The sequence below is a fragment of the Chromobacterium rhizoryzae genome (genome assembly GCF_020544465.1).
Classification (GTDB): domain Bacteria; phylum Pseudomonadota; class Gammaproteobacteria; order Burkholderiales; family Chromobacteriaceae; genus Chromobacterium.
Genome location: NZ_CP066126.1, coordinates 806,747 through 822,921, shown reverse-complemented (window position 1 = coordinate 822,921; position 16,175 = coordinate 806,747). Strand labels below are relative to the sequence as shown.

Sequence of the window (16,175 nt, the reverse complement as noted above, 5' to 3'; positions counted from 1 at the left end):
TTCTTAGACTAGGTCCAAAAATAAAAACCCCCGGCTTGCTGACGCGAGCCGGGGGTTTTTCGCGATCTGGCCGCGCTTATTTCAGCGCGTAGATAGCCGGCAGATTGCGCCAGGCGCCGCGCACGTCCATACCGTAACCGAACACGTAGCGGTCCGGCACGTCCAGGCCGACGAAGTCAGCCAGCATCGGCTTTTCCTTGCTGATCAGCTTGTTGGCGAACACGCCGCTGTAGAAGGCCTTGGCGCCCATGGCCATCACTTTGTCGCGGATCGCCGCCATGGTATGGCCTTCGTCCAGGATGTCGTCCAGCACCAGCACCACGCGGTCGCGCACGTCTTCCTTGGGGGCCTGTTTCCACACCAGTTCGCCGCCCTGGGTCTTGTCGCCGTAGCGGGACACGTGAACGTAGTCGAAGTCCAGCGGGAAAGCCAGGCGCGGCAGCAGCTGACCGGTAAACACCACGGCGCCGCCCATCACGGACAAGACCAGCGGATAGGTTTCGCCCAGTTCCTCGGTGATTTCCACCGCCATGCGGTCAACGGCCGCGCTGACTTCCTCGGCGGTAAACAGCACGTCGGAGCTGTTGATCAGGCCACGGGCCTCGGCAATATTGGGCATGATGACTCCTTGATTCACACACGCAAACGCCGCTTTGAAGCAAGCGGCGTGATTGAAAAAACGATTAGTTCTTGGCCAGCGACCGCAGATAGGCGGCGAACTCGGCGCCCACCTCGTGATGCTGCAAGCCGTAATTGACCGTGGCTTTAAGATAGCCCAACTTGGAGCCGCAGTCGTAACGCACGCCCTTGAACGGCAGCGCCAACACCGGCTCGTCCTTCATCAGCGCCGCGATGCCGTCGGTCAGCTGGATTTCGCCGCCGGCGCCGGCCGTGGTGTTGACCAGCTTGTCGAAAATGCGCGGGGTCAGGATGTAACGGCCCACCACCGCCAGATTGGACGGCGCCGCTTCCGGGCGCGGCTTCTCCACGATGTGCTCCACCTGCTGATGGCCGCGCGCGTCCGGCGCCACCTTGACGATGCCGTAAGAGCCGGTCTCCTCCGGCGCCACGGTTTCCACCCCCAGCACCGAGGTGTGGGTTTCGTCGAACAGCTTGACCATTTGTTCCATCGCGCCCGGCGCGCCTTCGATCAGGTCGTCGGCCAGGATCACCGCGAACGGCGCGTCGCCCACCACCGGCCGCGCGCAGAGCACGGCGTGGCCCAAGCCCAGCGCCTCGGTCTGACGGATGAAGATGCAGGACACCGACGGCGGGATGATGCCCTGCACGGTTTCCAGCAGCTTCTGCTTGTTCTTGTTTTCCAGTTCGGTTTCCAGCTCGTAAGCCTTGTCGAAATGGTCTTCGATCGAACGCTTGTTGCGGCCGGTGATGAAAATCAGCTCGGTCATGCCGGCGGCGATCGCCTCTTCCACCGCGTACTGGATCAGCGGCTTGTCCACCACCGGCAGCATTTCCTTGGGGCTGGCCTTGGTGGCCGGCAGGAAGCGAGTGCCCAGCCCGGCGACGGGGAAGACCGCTTTCGTGATTTTTTTCATGCCCATTCTCGTTAACAAGCGTTGACAGCCGCGCATTCTACCGCGCCGCGGCCCGCTGGTGAAAGTCCCGCCTCACAAAGCGGCGGCAAAACGCTGAGCCAGCGCCTGCGCCGCGCCTTCCAGCACCGGCCCCCAGACGCCGGCCTCGGTCTGGCGCCAGACCCGCATCGAGTCGTACCACGACGCGCGCTCGCCGGCGGCCAGGAAGAAGGGCGCGCTTTCCGCGCGCATCAACACCCAGACCGGCTTGCCCATCGCGCCGGCCAGGTGGGCGACGGCGGTATCGACGGTGATCACCAGATCCAGCTCCGCCACCCAGGCGGCGGTGTCGGCAAAGTCGTTCAAGGCCGGCGTGCTCAACAAACCTTGCAAAGCCGAAGGCGTCGTTCCCGGCTGCAAGGACACGAAATCAATGCCGGGCAGCCGGCACAAAGCGGCGAAGTCCTCCGGCGGCACCGATTTGTGGCGGCGCCAGTGATCGGCCTTGCCCACGCCCCATTGCCCGCTCTCCCACACCACGCCGACGCGCGGCCGGCCGCCGTCGCGCGCCGGGACCGCGGCCGGCACCGCGCTCAGATAAGGCTGGCCGGACAGATTGTCCAGCGTCACGCCCAGCGCGCCGGGCAAGGACATCAGCGGCAGTTGCCAATCGAAAGCCGGAGCGGCCTCCGGCTCCAGCAATTCCACGCCGTCGAATTGGGCGAACAGGCGATGAAAGGTTTTGGGGCAGGCCAGCAGCAGGCGCGCCCGCGGATGCTCGGCCCGCAGCCGCGGCAGGAAGCGCGCCATCTGCAGGCTGTCGCCCAGGCCCTGTTCCGCCCACAGCAGCAAGGCGGACGCGTCCAGCGCCTGGCCCTGCCAGCGCCGTTCGCGGTGACGCGGCTGCAGGATGGCGTCCCAGCGCGCCTCGTAATACGGCCAGGCCTCGGCGTAGCGCCCGGCCAGCAATAGCGCGATGGACAAGCTGAAGCGCAGATTGGCGTCGTTCGGGTCCAGCTCCAAACCGCCTTGCAACACGGCGATGGCGTCGTCCAGCAGCAAGGCGCAGGTGCAGGCGTAGCCCAGGTTGTTGCAGCGCGCCGGGCTCGCGCCGGCCAGCTCGATGGCGCGCAAATGGCAGGCGATGGCCTCCTGGTATTGCAGACGATATTGCAAGACCACGCCCAGATTGCTCCAGGCGTCGACATGCTCGGGTTCCGCCCCCAGGGCCTCGCGCAGCAGCGCTTCCGCCAGTTCCAGTTCGCCCAGTTCCTTGAGCAGCACCGCCAGATTGCACTTGATGTTGACCGACTGCGGATTGAGCGCGGCGGCGGCCAGGTAGTCGTCCAGCGCACGCGCGCTGTCGCCCTGGCGCAGACGGGCGTTGGCGCGGTTGGCCAGCGCCTGCCAATCCTTGGCGTTCCGCCTCAGACATTGATCAAACGCCTGCTCCGCCTCGCGCCAGCGGCCCTCCGCCGCCAATCGGTTGCCTTGTTCGAAAGCTTGGTCCGCCGTCATCTGTTCCGTTCCTTCTTAAATTCCTGCCACGGAAAAACAAAAACCGATTTAGCCACGGAAGCGCACGGAAGGGCATGGAAGGCAAACCCTTTAGCCACGAAATCCACGAAAATAACAGCAGCCTCTGGTTTGGTCCGTGTTTTTCCGTGTGCTTCCGTGGCAAAAAACATTTGCCGCCGAGGCTACAGGCTCTTAAGTCACTCTCCGGCCAGCAAGGCTTGCAAGCCGGCCTCGTCCAGAATCGCCACGCCCAGCTCTTCCGCCTTGGCCAGCTTGCTGCCGGCTTCCGCCCCCGCCACCACGTAATGGGTTTTCTTGGACACGCTGCCGGACACCTTGCCGCCGGCGGCTTCTATCAATTCCTTGGCCTGGTCGCGGCTCAGCGTCGGCAAGGAGCCGGTCAGCACCAGGGTCTTGCCTTCCAGCACGCCGGCCGCCGCCGCTTGCGCCGGCAGCGCCGCCAGCATCTCGTCGACCAGGGCGGCGAGCGCGCGCAGGCTGTCTCGCTTGCCCGGCAGGTCCAGCCAATCGGCCAGCGCGTTGATCACCTCGGCCGGCAATTCCAGATCCAGCAGCGCGCGCCGTTCGCGCCCGGCCAGCGCGGCCAGGCCGTCTATCTGCGCCGCCAACTGTTGGCTGCGCACCTCGGTCAGACGCGGAATGTCCAGCCGCGCCAGCAACACGGCCGGCTGAAGACGCTCGGCCAGGCGCGGAGACGGCGCGTGCTCGTCGGCCGGCGCCACATGGCTCAACAAGGCGTCCAGCGCGGCTTCGTTATTGGCTTCGGCGAAGAAGTCCGCCAGCGATTCCGCCACCACGTCGCCGATGTCCGGCAGCGCGGCGAACAAGGCCGCCGGGGAACGACGGATCAAGGCCATCGTCCCCAGCCAATCGGCCAGGGTCTTGGCGGTGGATTCGCCGACATGGCGGATGCCCAGCGCGAACAGCAGCCGCGCCAGCGGCGGCCGCCGGCTGGCGGCGATCGCCTCGATCAGGTTTTCCGCCCATTTGCTGGCCACCTTGCCCGCCTTGACGGTTTCCGGGGTCGCGTCCTCGTCCTCGTCGGCGCGGCGCTTCATTTCCAGCAAGTCTTCCAGCGTCAGCCGGTACAGATCGGCCACGCCGCGCACATAGTCGTACTCCACCAGCTTGTCGATATAGCGTTCGCCCAGGCCGTCGATGTCCATCATCCGGCGGCCGGCGAAATGCTGGATCGCCTGGCTGCGCTGCGCGCGGCAGGACAGGCCGCCGGAGCAGCGCGCCACCGCCTCGCCCTCTTCGCGCACCACATGGCTGCCGCATACCGGACAGGCGCCGGGCAGCCGGTAGGCCGGGTATTGCGGTTCGTCGAACAAGCCGCCATCCGCGGCCGGCTGCATCGGCCGGCGCTCCATCACCACCGACACCACTTCCGGAATCACGTCGCCGGCGCGGCGCACGATCACGGTGTCGCCCACGCGCACGTCTTTGCGCCTCGCCTCGTCCTCATTGTGCAAGGTGGCGTTGGTGACGGTGACGCCGCCGACGAACACCGGCTTCAGCCGCGCCACCGGGGTGATGGCGCCGGTGCGGCCCACCTGCTCCTCGATCGCCTCGACCTGGGTCAAGGCTTCCTCGGCCGGGAATTTGTGGGCAATGGCCCAGCGCGGCGCGCGCGACACAAAGCCCAGTTCGTCCTGCAAGGCGCGCTGATTGACTTTGTACACCACGCCGTCGATATCGAAAGGCAGGCCGGGGCGGCGCTGCTGTACTTGTTCGTAATAGGCGATCAAGCCGTCCACGCCGCGCACCACCGGCCGCAGGTCCTCGGCCACCACCGGGAAACCCAGCGCACGCAACCAGGCCATTTCCCCGCTGTGGCTGGCCGGCCAGTCCGCGCCCTCCACCTGGGCGATGGCGTAGGCGAAGAAGGACAGCCGGCGCTGAGCGGTGATGCGCGAATCCAATTGACGCAAGCTACCGGCGGCGGCGTTGCGCGGATTGGCGAAGGTCTTGTCCCCGCGCGCCGCCTGCTCGCTGTTGAGCTTGTCGAAATCCTGCTTCAGCATCAGCACCTCGCCGCGCACTTCCAGCAGGCCGGGCGTGGCCGCGCCGGCCGGCAGCCGCAGCGGAATCGCGCGCACGGTGCGGATGTTCTCGGTGACGTTCTCGCCGGTCACGCCGTCGCCGCGGGTGGCCGCCTGAACCAGCACGCCGTCGCGGTAAAGTAGGGAGATCGCCAGGCCGTCGAACTTGGGCTCGGTCGCGTACTCCACCTCGGCAAGATCCAGCCCTTTGCGCACCCGCTCGTCGAACTGCAGCAGCTCTTCATGGCGCTGCTCGCGCTCGCTCAGCTGCATATCGGAAAACGCGTTGGACAGCGACAGCATGGGCACGCTGTGGGTCACTTGCTGGAATTCGTCCAACGGCATGCCGCCGACGCGGCGGGTGGGCGAATCCGCGCTCGCCAGTTCCGGATGCTCCTGTTCCAGTTGTTGCAGCTCGCGGAACAGGCGGTCGTATTCGGCGTCCGGCACGGTGGGGGTGTCCAACACATAGTATTCGTGGCCGTAGCGGTTCAGCAGTTGATGCAGTTCGGCTACGCGCTGTTGCGGAGTTTGGGCGGTCATGTTCAGTCGGACTCAAACAGAAAAAGCCGGCGTGGCGCCGGCCTTGGAAACGGAGGATTATCGAGCGGGCTTATCACCCCAGTGTAGCGGCTGGACAGCAAGGCGACACCAGGGCTTCCCGCCGGTTTCAGGCAAACAGTCTCAAAGCGGCCACGCTGCCGGGAGCGATGCCGCGGTCGTCCATGCTGCCGTAGATGTGCAGCAGCTGGTCGCGGATGCGGGTCAGGCCGGCGTCGGACAGCGGACGGCGGTTGTCGTCCACCAATTGGGCGTCGAACTCTTGCGCCAGCTGGCGCGCGAAGTAAACGGCGCGGTCGAACACCTCGACGCCGCCGGCCACGCGCGGCACGTCGAACAACAGCGTCAGCGCCGGGAAGGACTTGTCCAGCAAGGTGTGGAAGGTGAACGGCATCTGGTCGGCCGCCATCAGCGAATACAGGGTGTTGCCGGAGTCCGCCAGATAGTGGAAGGCGCCGTCCGGCTCCAGCTGCAGGCCGGCGGCCTCGGCGAAGCTGCGCAGACGCGTGCCTTCTATCGGCCCCTGCGGCACGATGTTGATGCCGATCAGCACGTCCACATCGGCGCAGAAGCGGTCCAGTTCGCGCGCCGCCACCAGCTTCTGCTGGCGCTGCGGGAAACTGACCGCGGCGTCGTGCTCCTCGGCAAAGCGCGATACCTGCTGGCAGAAGCCGGCCAGTTCCTGTTCGGTCACCGCGCCGCTGCGATCCACCATCTGCATGCTGACGTTGATCTGCTTGTAACGGGTGCCGGGCAAGGCCTCAGCCGGCTTCCACAGGCCTTTTTCGGTGCGGCCGATCAACTGTGTGCGCTTGCCCACGTTGAAGCGCGGAATCGCCGCCAGCTCGTGCGGCGCGTGGAACACCACTTCAGCGATGAAGTCCAGCGACGGATCCAGCATCGCCACCACCAGCGCCTGGTGGTCGGCGGAGTCCATCTGCGGGATGTCCTCCTCTTCCTCCACCACCGGCACCGCGTCGAAAACCGCTTCGCGCGGGCGTTCGGTCTCGGCTCGCGCCGGCTCCGCGGGGATGTGCGGCTCGAAATAAGCGGCTGCGTAATCGTCCGGCTCCGGCGCGGCGTCCACCAGCACCGGTTCCATCCTGTCCTGCTTCACGCCGTCGCGCACATTGTTCTTGGGCACGTCCAGCAACACGTCGTCGTGGCCGCGCGTGAAGGCCTGGCGAGTCTTCTTGCGAAAACGCCATTCCTGGAAAGCATTGAATCCGTAAACCAGGGCGATCACCGCGCCGCCCAGTATCAACACACCAATCTGTAATTCGCTCATCAGCCAGTCCGCATTAAGGCGAATAATCGAAGCCGTCGGCAGCCCCCTCGCCGCGCGCCGGCGCATCTTTCAATGCGCGATGCGGCGTCTTTCGGCAATAGCCAGGCCGACAGCCTCCCTTTAAGTATTCGGCAACAAAACCGTTCGAATCTGGCGTTTCGGCCAGTCGAGAACGGCGATAGACCACGGTTATTATAACGAAAGCCTCAGCTTGCGCACCATTTGGCGGCAATTTAGCCGTAAATGCCTTGCCGCCAGCCTAAATCAAGCCGAGGCGATAGCTGATGCGGGCAATTTGGCGCTTCAAACCGGGTTCGCAACCTGAATTGGATGCCGAATCGCCCCTGCTGGTTCCATCGGACCGCGTCGAATCGCCCCAGTCGGCAGTTCGGCGCCGCGAGTCAGGCCCGCCGCAAGCGAGCCAAATGGAAGCGGAACGTCATTTTCAGGCCCATAAGGTCCGGTAGATGACATTTCTGACAGGGGCGCTCTGAAATATCTCGTGCCAGAATATTTCGTGTTCATGCAAATGAATGATTCCAAATCGTCTTAAACACTGCTTAGGAAAGCAAGGGATAGATCGATGAAAAACACTTCTCAAGCCAGTTTCCTTCCGGTGGTCCACGAGCTGGCGCGCACCTACCAGGCATTCGAACAGTTTGCCAGCCAGCACATTCGTCAGCTGGGCCTGACTCCGCCGCAATTCGACGTGGTCGCCACGCTGGGCCACAGCAAGGGCATGAATTGCAAGGAGCTGTCCGACCGCACGTTGATCACCAAAGGGACGCTGACCGGCGTCATCGACCGGCTGGAAGACAAGGGTCTGGTTACCCGCACCATGCAGCCCAACGATCGCCGCAGCGTGTTCGTCTCCTTGACCCAACACGGAGAACGCCTGTTCGACCAGGCCTTCCCCGCTCATATCGACTATATGCAGATCGCCTTTAAACGCTTTGGCGAACACGACCTGTCCGGTTTCTGCCAGGAATTGGGCCGCCTGCGCGAAGGCTTCAGCCTGGCGCTGGAAGAACAGGAAGAAGTCACGGCTTAGGATTCCTCCTGCCGTAACCGCCTTTACCCGGCGGCGAGGCGCGCGGTCCCGCAATGCGCTCCGCCCCTCGCCGCCATTGCGTTTTCAGCGCCGGCCGCGCACGCGGCTCATGGGCTCTGAAACCGCACCGGCACCGTCAACACCGAATCCACCGCCTGGCCATTGCGCTTGGCCGGCGCAAAGCGCCAGCTTTCCACCGCGGCCTTGGCCGCGCGGTCCAGCCGCGGATAGCCGCTGCTGACCGCCACCGTCACCTCGCCGGCGCGGCCGGCGGCGCTAACGCTGACCCGCAGCAAGACCGTGCCCTGCTCGCCGTTCTCCCGCGACCGCTCCGGATATTCCGGCCGCGGATTGTTCAAATATTCGGCGCGATACAAGGCCACGCTGTCCTGTCCGCCGCCCCTTGCCGCGCCGGAAGCGCTTTGCGTCGACGCCGAGCCGGCCGGCTCGCCTTCCACGACGCTGGAGCCGCCTCCAAGCGCCGTCGGCAACGATGGACGCTGCCGCGGCGCGGCCGCAGCCGGCGGCGCCGCAATAGCCTTGGCAATGGGAAGGCGCTTGGACTGCGGAGATTGGCGGCGCGGGGCCGGCGACGCTTTGGCCGCGTCCAACCTAGCCCCTACGCCATCGGGAACGCCGGCGGCCCGCGGCGCCGGCAGGCTTAGCGTCAGTACCGCGGCGCGAGCAGAAGGCCGAGGCGCGAACGGCCGCCAGCAAAACAGCAACAAGGCGTGCAGCAGCAAAGACGCCAGCAAGGCCCAAGCCCATCCAGGCCGCGCGCGCATCGCTCGCCTCAGCAGCGCATCCGGCTGCCCGGCCGGCTGTATTGCCACCAGGCCACCAGCATGGACACCAGATAAAACACAAAGAACATGCCGAAGGCCGGCAGGAAGCTGCCGAAGGCGGCCAGCGCGCTGCCGAAGGATTTGGGAATCACGAAACCGCCGAAGGCCGCCATCACCGAACTGACGTTCATCGCCGACGCGCCGCGGCGGCCGCCGCGCGCATAGGCCTCGGCGATGTCCAGGCCGGCGGCCTTGGCCCCTTGGCCGGCCTGCAACAGAAAGACCTTGGGCGCCAACTGGAAGGAAGATCCGTTGCCGACGCCCGCGGCGAAGAAGATCAGCTGGAACATGGCGAGGAACAACCAGAACGAACCGCCGTTGCCGGCGGAGGGCATGCTCAGGTAGACGCCGACGGTGGCCAGCGCCATCACCCCGTTGCTGAGCATGGTGGCGATGCCGCCGCCGATGTGATCGCCCATCCAGCCGCCCAGCGGCCGCGACAAGGCGCAGACCATGGGGCCGATGAAGGCGTAAGGGGTGACGTCGACCAGCGGAAACATATTGCGCGCCAGCAAGGGAAAGGCAGCGGCGAAGCCGAGGAAAGTACCGTAGCTGCCCATGTACAGCAGGCAGATATACCAGGTGTGCGGGTCGCGCATCGCATCCAGCTGGTCATGCGGCGTGATGCGCAGCTTGGGCAGATCATGCGCGTACAACAGGCAGGCCAGCGCGATGACCACGATGAAGGGCAGCCATAGATAGCCGGCGTTCTGCAGCCACACCGGGTGAACGACGCCGCCGACGCCCCAGATCTGCGGCCCGCCCGCCTCGCCGAACAAGGGCAGCAGAATGACCACCGGAATCGCCAGTTGCGCCACCGACACGCCCAAATTCCCCAAGCCCGCGTTCAGCCCCATCGCCAGCCCCTTGGCCGCCTTGGGAAAGAAGAAACTGGTATTGGACAGATGGGAGGCGCTGGCGCCGCCGCCGATGCCGCACAGGCCGGACACCAGCAGCAAGATTGGAAACGGCGTAGAAATGTCCTGCACCACCGCGGCCACGCCCAAAGCCGGCAGCAAGAGCAGCAAGGTGGAAATGCCCAGCCACAAGCCGCCGCCCACCCAGCTCCAGATCCACGAGTACAGCAGCCGCATCAGGGCGCCGACCAGCGGCGGGATAGACACCAGCAGGAATTGCTGCTGATTGCTGAGCGCGAATCCGACCGCCGGCAGATTGACCACCACCATGCTCCACATCATCCAGATATTGAAGTTCAGGTGCAGCGACAGGATGGACAGCCAGAGATTGCGATTGGCGATGCGCCGCCCGCGGCGCAGCCAGAAGATAGGGTTTTCAGGTTCCCAACGCTTGATGCTTACGGTCATGCCCATTCATCCAGCAATGATATCGCCCGACGGCCGCTGCCGTCGGGAAGCTGCGCAGTATGCCATCCGCGCGCGCGGCCCGGTTTGCGCGCCGTCAAACTGTAACTGACGATAATAGTCCTCACCAGCCTGTTTAAACGATGACGAACAAAAACCTGGCCGACGCCAAGCGGACTTTGCCATTGCGCCAAGCGCTTTTTCAAAAGCTCGCCAGCGAGGGCGAGGCAAGGCCAAAACCGCTGAGAAAGCCGAATGTACGCGTGCGACATGAGCATTTCGAAGCGGTACTCACCGTGTAACGCTCCACGACGCGCAGCAGATCGTAAACAGGTTTTTAGGCGGTTTCCCGCATTTTCAACGCTTCCACGATGTCCACCGCCACAATGCGGCTGACGCCCTGCTCCTGCATGGTGACGCCCACCAATTGCTCGGCCATTTCCATGGTCAGCCGGTTATGGGAAATATAGAGAAACTGCGTGCGCTCCGACATCTGCTTGACCAGATCGCAGAAGCGGCTGGTATTGGCGTCGTCCAACGGCGCGTCCACCTCGTCCAACAGGCAGAACGGCGCGGGATTCAGAGAGAACAGCGAGAACACCAGGCTCATCGCCGTCAACGCCTTTTCCCCGCCGGACAGCAGGTGAATGGTGCTGTTCTTCTTGCCCGGCGGCTGGGCGATGATCTGCACGCCGGCGTCCAGCAAGTCCTCGCCGGTCAGCACCAGTTCGGCGCGGCCGCCGCCAAACAGCGTGGGGAAGAACTCGCGCATCTTGGCGTTGACCGCGTCGTAAGTGGCTTGCAGCATTTCGCGGGTTTCGCCGTCTATCTTGGCGATGGCCTCCTCCAGCGTGGCCATCGCCTGATTCAGGTCCTCGGACTGAGCCGCCAGGTAATCGCCACGCTTCCGGGCTTCGTCCAGTTCTTCCAACGCGGCCAGGTTGACCGCGCCCAGGCCTTCCAGCGCGCGCGCCAGCCGCGCGATCTCGGCGGCCAATGCGTTCGGTTTCACCGCCTCGCTCAAATCGGCCATCAGCGCGGCTTCGTCGGCGCCGGCGCTGGCCAGTTCTTCGGCGAAGCGCTCCATCGCCAGCCGCGCTTCCTGGTGTTTGAGCAACCAGTCCGAGCGCGCTTCGCGCAGCGCCGGCAAAGCGGCGTTGGCTTGCTGTTGTTGATGGGTCAGTTCGCGCAGCTTCTCGGTCAGGCCGTTTAGCCGGTCGCGCACCGCGCCCAGACTGTGTTCGCGTTGTTCCCGCTCGGCCAGGGCCAGTTGCAAGGCCTCCTCCGGCACCGCCTCCTCCACCGCCTCGGCCTCTTCGGCCAGGGTTTCCAGGCGCTCGGCCAGTTGCTGGTCGCGCTCGTCCAGTTCGCGGCCGCGCCGCGCCAGCTCCGCCACCTTCTGCTCGGCGGTGCTCATTTCCAGCTTGATCTCGTGCAGCATGCGCTCGGCGTCGCGGGTCTTGTTGCGCGCCAGTTGCAAGCCGGTTTCGGCGTTGAGCCGGTCCACCCGCATGTCTTCCAGCTGCACCGTCAGTTCTTCCAGCGTCAGCGCCGTCTCTTCGCCCAGCATTTCGGCCTCGGCGATGCTCTGACGCGCCAGTTCGCCCTCTTCGGCGATGCGGCCGCGCTCGGCCTCGATCGCCGCCAGCCGCGCCGCGCCCTGCCGCGCGGCCTGATCCAGCTTGACGTGTTCCAGCGTCGCCGCGTTCAGCTCCGCTTCCAAGCGGGTCAGCGCGCCCTTTTGCGCGCGCACCGCCTCGGCCAGCATGCCGCCGCGGCTTTGCAAGGATTCGCGGCGGCGCTGCAAGGCGTCGATTTCCGGCGACAAGGCGTCCAGCCGCGCCTGCGCCGCTTCCAGCAGCGCCTTGCGCGCCATCAGGCCGTCGCCGCTGGCTTCGGCGTGCAGGCAGAGGCTGGCGGCGTAAACGCGGTGGCCCTCCGGCGTCAGCAGGCAGGCCCCGGCCGGCAACTGCCCGCGCATGGCCAAGGCCTCGTCCAGCGAGCCGGCCAGGTAGACGCCGGCCAGCCAGTCCTGCAAGGCCGCCTGGAAGGGCTGGGCGGCGCGCACTTGCTGCAGCAACGTCGGCCACGGACGCTCGGCCTGCCAATCGCGCGCTGCCGCGCCGTCCGCCAGCGCCAGCGCCGCCGGCGGCGGTTCTCCTTGCAGCGCGGCGGCGCGCGCGGCCAGGCGCTCGCCCAGCACCGCCTCCAGCGCCGGCTGCCACTTGGGCTCCACCTGCAGGCTTTGCCACAGCTGCGGCGCCTCGGCCAGGCCGCGGCGCTGCAGCCAGGCGTCCAATTGTTCGCTGGCCGCCTCGCGCGCCAGCATGCCGGCCAGCGCGGCGGCCTCGGCCTCGGCCCGCGCCTGTTCGCTGCGCAGCCCGGCCAGTTGTTCGTCCAGTTTTTCCCGCTCGGCCGCCAGGTCCGCCTGCTTGGCCTCGTCGGCCACCAGCCGGCTGCGCACCGTTTCCAGCGCGCCGCGCGCGCGTTCCGCTTCGGCGGCGGCGGCTTGTTGCTTCTCTTGGTCCGGCAGGTTCAGATCGCTCAGCTCGCGCCGCAATGCGTCTTCCCGGCCGGATAGTTGTTCCAGGTTGCGGCGCTGATGCTCGCCGTTCTGGCGCGCCAGGTCGCGATCGCGGCCGAGCTTGGCCTGCTGCGCGGTCAATCCGTTCAATTGTTGTTCGATGGCGCGGTATTCCGCCTCGGCGGTGGGCAGTTCGTCGGCGCCGTCCTCCAGCGTCATCTGCGCCTCTTCCAGCCGCATCTGCGCTTCTTCCCGCCGCGGCAGCCAATCGTCCAGTTCGGCCTTCACCTGACCGCGGCTTTCGGCCAGCACCTGGCGCTCGGTGCGCACGGCGCCCAATTCGCGGTCGACGCGGGCGCGGTTCTGCTCGCGATGGCGCTGAGCCTCTTCCAGCCGCGCCAGTTGGGCGTTGGCCTCGAACAAGCGCTGCTGCGCCTCGTGCACTTCGTCGCTGGCGGCGAAATGGCTTTCGCGCACGGTTTCGGACTCGGCCTCCACATGGGTGACCGCGGCCTCCAGCGCCGCTTCCTCGGTTTCTATGCGCGCCAGTTCCCCGCGCGCCGCCGCCTCGTTGCGCGCGGCCTCTTCGCGCCGCGCCAAGGCCAGCAGGTTTTGCTTGTGCGTCAGCGCGCCGCGCAGATCGTGGTATTGGGCGGCCACTTCGGCCTGCTCGGACAGCCGTTCCACCTGGCGTTCCAGCTCTTGTCGCAAGTCGGCGATGCGTTCCAGATTGGCGCGGGTGTCCGCGATGCGGTGTTCGGTCTCGCGGCGGCGTTCCTTGTACTTGGACACGCCGGCGGCCTCTTCCAGATAGGCGCGCAGTTCTTCCGGCCGCGCTTCGATGATGCGGGAGATCATGCCCTGCTCGATCACCGCGTAGCCGCGCGCGCCCACGCCGGTGCCCAGGAACAGATCGGTGATGTCGCGGCGGCGCACTTGCTGGTTGTTGATGAAGTAGCTGGATTCGCCCTGGCGGGTCAGCACCCGCTTGATCGACACTTCCGCGTACTGGCCCCAGGCGCCGGTGAGCGCGCCGTCGCCGTTGTCGAACACCAGTTCCACCGAGGCGCGGCTGACCGGCTTGCGCGTGGACGAACCGTTGAAGATCACGTCCTGCATCGATTCGCCGCGCAGCTGCTTGGCCGAGGATTCGCCCAATACCCAGCGCACCGCGTCTATCACATTGGACTTGCCGCAGCCATTGGGGCCGATCACCGCCACCAGTTGGCCGGGCACGGCAATGCTGGTGGGATCGACGAATGACTTGAAACCGGCAAGCTTGATGTGGGTGAGACGCAAAATGTCCTCGCAATGGCTGGGCGAAAATCGGCATTTTAGCAGTTGCCCGCCTTCGCCGCGCGTCGCGCGCGGACCTGTTGCGCGTCGCGCAGCCGCATCTACCCGGCCCGCCGACTTATGCCATAATGGCCGCATGGAACCGCTATCGTTGTCCAATCAATTCTTGATCGCCATGCCCAATATGGCGGACCCGCTGTTCTCGCGCTCGCTGGTCTTCGTCTGCGAGCACGGCGAACACGGCGCCATGGGCCTGATCGTCAACAAGCCTTCCGGCATCGCCATGGCGCAGTTGTTCGATCAGATCGATCTGCCGCTGGACGGCGACTCGCTGCGCGCCGAGCCGGTCTACTTCGGCGGACCGGTTCAGCCGGACCGGGGTTTCGTGCTGCACATGCCGGTGGGCAATTGGCAATCCAGCCTGCTGGTCACCGACGACATCGCGCTGACCACGTCCAAGGACGTGTTGATCGCGGTGTCTGAAAACCACAAGCAGCCGGACCGCATGCTGATCACCCTGGGCTATTCCGGCTGGAGCGCCGGCCAGCTGGAGCAGGAGATCGCCGACAACGGCTGGCTGACGGTGCCGGCCCGGCCGGACATCATCTTCGGCCTGCCCTGCGAAGAACGCTACGACGCCGCGATGGCGCTGCTGGGCTTCGATCCCTCGCTCTTGTCCACGGATGTCGGCCATGCCTGAAGGTTGTGCTTTGGCATTCGATTTCGGCGAACGCCGCATCGGCGTCGCCGTCGGGGACACCCTGCTCGGCATTCCCCACCCGCTCATCACCATAGACACGGAAATCAACGACGCGCGCTTCGCCGCCATCGCCGCCTTGATCGCGGAATGGCAGCCGGCGCAGCTGGTGGTGGGGCTGCCGATGCACATAGACGGCACCGAACACCAGATGACGCAGCTGGCGCGCCGCTTCGCCAACCGGCTCAAGGGCCGCTACGGCCTGCCGGTGTGGCTGGTGGACGAACGGCTGACCTCGGTGGTGGCCGAATCCATGCTAGAAGAAGCCGGCGTGCGCGGCCGCAAGCAAAAGCCGGCGCTGGACCAGGTGGCGGCCCAGGCCATTCTGCTGACCTGGTTCGAGCATCCCGGCCAGGCCGTCTGAGCCCATCATGAAATTCTCGCCGCAAGCCCGGGTCAGCGCGCTGATGCTGGCCTTTCTCGCCAGCCTGCTGGGCTTGATCGCGGTCTTGCTGACGCCCAGCCATCAATTGCGCGAATGGCGCAACGCGCCGGGCCACGTGGAAAGCAGCCGCATGCTGGTGGTGTCCAGCGACGAGCATCCCGATCAGCTGTACTGGCAGCCGCATGTGCAATACCTGTACACGGTGCGCGGCCAAGTCTACCACAGCGACCGGCTGTTCGCCGTCGACGGCGCCCTGCCGGGCGACCGCAGCAACGCCGACGATCTGACGCGGCGCTTCCCCTCCGGCAAGGCGATCACCGTCTACTACAATCCGCGCAGCCCCGCCGAATCCGTGCTGATCAAGGGCGGCGACAGCGATATCGGCAGCGCCAAATTCATCCTGGCGGCGCTGAGCGCGCTATTCGGCTGGGCGCTGCTGTACCGGCTGCGGGCCAAGCTGCCGCTGCCGCGCCGGCGCATTCACCGAGGCATCCGCGCCCCATGAGCGAAAAAGTCATCGCCCTGCTGGTCATCGCCATCGGCGTGGCCGTTTCCGCCTATCTCTGGCAGCAGTCCGCCAAGGCCCAGCAAGCCGCCGGCTGGCCCAGCGTCGCCGGCAAGATCGTCTCCAGCGAAGTGGACTGGCGCCACGCACGCGGCGGCGACAGCTCGGACCGTCGGGAATACCGCGCCATCGTGCGCTACGAATACCGCGTGGCCGACGGCGTCCACCGCGCCGAGCGGCTGCGCTTCCCCAACCCCGGCTACGGCAGCAGCGACGAGCAGGCGCGAGAGATCGTGCAACGCTATCCGGCGGGCAAAACCGTGCCGGTGTTCTACAACCCGCAGAATCCCGAAGAAGCCTGCCTGGAGCCGGGCAAACACTGGTCGGCATGGCTGGCCCAGGCCGTTGGCGCGCTGGTGGTCCTTGTCGGCCTGTTCTTGCTGCGGCGCTGAATTCGGACCCGCCCCCAAGCGACGAACGGCGAGAACCGTCCGCCTGCGCCTATCATTACAAAGTCATCTT

14 protein-coding genes are annotated in these 16,175 nt (G+C 65.9%); 5 read left to right on the top strand and 9 right to left on the bottom strand.

Going from position 1 to position 16,175, the window contains the following annotated elements:
* Window positions 1-76 precede the first annotated feature (76 nt).
* The 5 genes from JC616_RS03755 to JC616_RS03735 form a co-directional block, all read right to left on the bottom strand.
* Window positions 77-619: a hypoxanthine-guanine phosphoribosyltransferase gene (locus JC616_RS03755; RefSeq protein WP_019103182.1), complete on the bottom strand. Its 543-nt coding sequence runs from the start codon at window positions 617-619 to the stop codon at window positions 77-79.
* 64 nt (window positions 620-683) lie between these two features.
* The gene (gene galU / locus JC616_RS03750) at window positions 684-1,556 is read right to left on the bottom strand and encodes a UTP--glucose-1-phosphate uridylyltransferase GalU (protein ID WP_107801619.1); all 873 of its coding nucleotides are present in this window, start codon (window positions 1,554-1,556) and stop codon (window positions 684-686) included.
* Window positions 1,557-1,628: 72 nt separating this feature from the next.
* Window positions 1,629-3,053, bottom strand: a complete 1,425-nt coding sequence (locus JC616_RS03745) for a tetratricopeptide repeat protein (RefSeq protein WP_227106783.1) — start codon at window positions 3,051-3,053, stop codon at window positions 1,629-1,631.
* Between the two features lie 197 nt (window positions 3,054-3,250).
* A complete protein-coding gene (gene ligA / locus JC616_RS03740; protein WP_227106780.1) occupies window positions 3,251-5,662 on the bottom strand; it encodes an NAD-dependent DNA ligase LigA in 2,412 nt (803 codons plus the stop codon).
* Window positions 5,663-5,789: 127 nt separating this feature from the next.
* The gene (locus JC616_RS03735) at window positions 5,790-6,968 is read right to left on the bottom strand and encodes a cell division protein ZipA C-terminal FtsZ-binding domain-containing protein (protein WP_227106779.1); all 1,179 of its coding nucleotides are present in this window, start codon (window positions 6,966-6,968) and stop codon (window positions 5,790-5,792) included.
* A gap of 583 nt (window positions 6,969-7,551) precedes the next feature.
* On the opposite strand from JC616_RS03735, the gene JC616_RS03730 reads away from it, so the two are divergent.
* Entirely contained in the window at window positions 7,552-8,019 is a 468-nt protein-coding gene (locus JC616_RS03730) for a MarR family winged helix-turn-helix transcriptional regulator (protein ID WP_019103187.1), read from the top strand.
* 107 nt (window positions 8,020-8,126) lie between these two features.
* On the opposite strand, the gene JC616_RS03725 is transcribed toward JC616_RS03730, so the two are convergent.
* The 4 genes from JC616_RS03725 to smc form a co-directional block, all read right to left on the bottom strand.
* Complete coding sequence (locus JC616_RS03725) at window positions 8,127-8,510, bottom strand: energy transducer TonB (RefSeq protein ID WP_158274214.1); 384 nt, start codon at window positions 8,508-8,510, stop codon at window positions 8,127-8,129.
* Between the two features lie 302 nt (window positions 8,511-8,812).
* Entirely contained in the window at window positions 8,813-10,189 is a 1,377-nt protein-coding gene (locus JC616_RS03720; RefSeq protein ID WP_227106777.1) for an MFS transporter, read from the bottom strand.
* Complete coding sequence (locus JC616_RS03715; protein WP_227106775.1) at window positions 10,186-10,458, bottom strand: hypothetical protein; 273 nt, start codon at window positions 10,456-10,458, stop codon at window positions 10,186-10,188. The genes JC616_RS03720 and JC616_RS03715 overlap by 4 nt, the downstream gene beginning before the upstream one ends.
* 65 nt (window positions 10,459-10,523) lie before the next feature.
* The gene (smc, locus tag JC616_RS03710; RefSeq protein WP_449727707.1) at window positions 10,524-14,144 is read right to left on the bottom strand and encodes a chromosome segregation protein SMC; all 3,621 of its coding nucleotides are present in this window, start codon (window positions 14,142-14,144) and stop codon (window positions 10,524-10,526) included.
* Here smc and JC616_RS03705 point away from each other — a divergent pair.
* From JC616_RS03705 to JC616_RS03690, 4 genes are read left to right on the top strand one after another with little or no spacing between them, the layout of a single operon-like run.
* On the top strand, window positions 14,143-14,706 hold the full coding sequence (locus JC616_RS03705) for a YqgE/AlgH family protein (RefSeq protein WP_107798062.1): 564 nt from the start codon (window positions 14,143-14,145) through the stop codon (window positions 14,704-14,706). The two genes, smc and JC616_RS03705, sit on opposite strands and share 2 nt — an antisense overlap.
* Window positions 14,690-15,127, top strand: coding sequence for a Holliday junction resolvase RuvX (gene ruvX / locus JC616_RS03700; RefSeq protein ID WP_107798061.1), 438 nt, complete (start codon window positions 14,690-14,692; stop codon window positions 15,125-15,127). The genes JC616_RS03705 and ruvX overlap by 17 nt, the downstream gene beginning before the upstream one ends.
* Before the next feature lie 7 nt (window positions 15,128-15,134).
* Entirely contained in the window at window positions 15,135-15,653 is a 519-nt protein-coding gene (locus JC616_RS03695; RefSeq protein ID WP_107798060.1) for a DUF3592 domain-containing protein, read from the top strand.
* The gene (locus JC616_RS03690; RefSeq protein ID WP_107798059.1) at window positions 15,650-16,105 is read left to right on the top strand and encodes a DUF3592 domain-containing protein; all 456 of its coding nucleotides are present in this window, start codon (window positions 15,650-15,652) and stop codon (window positions 16,103-16,105) included. The genes JC616_RS03695 and JC616_RS03690 overlap by 4 nt, the downstream gene beginning before the upstream one ends.
* Window positions 16,106-16,175: the final 70 nt, after the last annotated feature.